The organism is Dellaglioa sp. CoH-57-MRSF-18 (assembly GCF_056781995.1).
On sequence record NZ_JBXAXX010000072.1, the window covers coordinates 1 to 486 of the forward strand.

General features: G+C 48.1%; 4 tRNA genes. All 4 read right to left on the bottom strand.

The features are described 5' to 3' along the window. Positions 1 to 78: 78 nt before the first annotated feature. A tRNA-Ser gene (locus AC1RPG_RS08110) sits at positions 79 to 168 on the bottom strand. A 39-nt stretch (positions 169 to 207) separates the two neighbouring features. Beyond that, positions 208 to 281: transfer RNA gene (locus AC1RPG_RS08115), tRNA-Ile, on the bottom strand. Between the two features lie 19 nt (positions 282 to 300). After that, positions 301 to 374 (bottom strand) — tRNA-Met (locus tag AC1RPG_RS08120). A 40-nt stretch (positions 375 to 414) separates the two neighbouring features. After that, positions 415 to 486 (bottom strand) — tRNA-Pro (locus AC1RPG_RS08125).

The following is a 486-nucleotide window of genomic DNA, read 5'->3' on the forward strand; positions in this document are numbered from 1 at the left end:
GCAGGATTTGAACCTACGACCTTCGGGTTATGAGCCCGACGAGCTACCAGACTGCTCCATCCCGCGATAATATTAAAAAGGAGGATAAGAGATTCGAACTCTTGCGTGGTTTGACCCACCTGACGGTTTTCAAGACCGTTCCCTTCAGCCAGACTTGGGTAATCCTCCATAAAAAATTAAAAATCTACTTGAATCAGCTACAAGTAATGGACCTTGTAGGACTCGAACCTACGACCGGGCGGTTATGAGCCGTCTGCTCTAACCAACTGAGCTAAAGGTCCAAGCTTCTTACGTAGAAAATAGCGGTGAAGGGGATCGAACCCCTGACCTCCCGGGTATGAACCGGACGCTCTAGCCAGCTGAGCTACGCCGCCATAAAATAAAAACACATAATAAATTTTGGCAATCTATTAATCGGGAAAACAGGATTCGAACCTGCGACCCCCTGGTCCCAAACCAGGTGCTCTACCAAGCTGAGCTATTTCC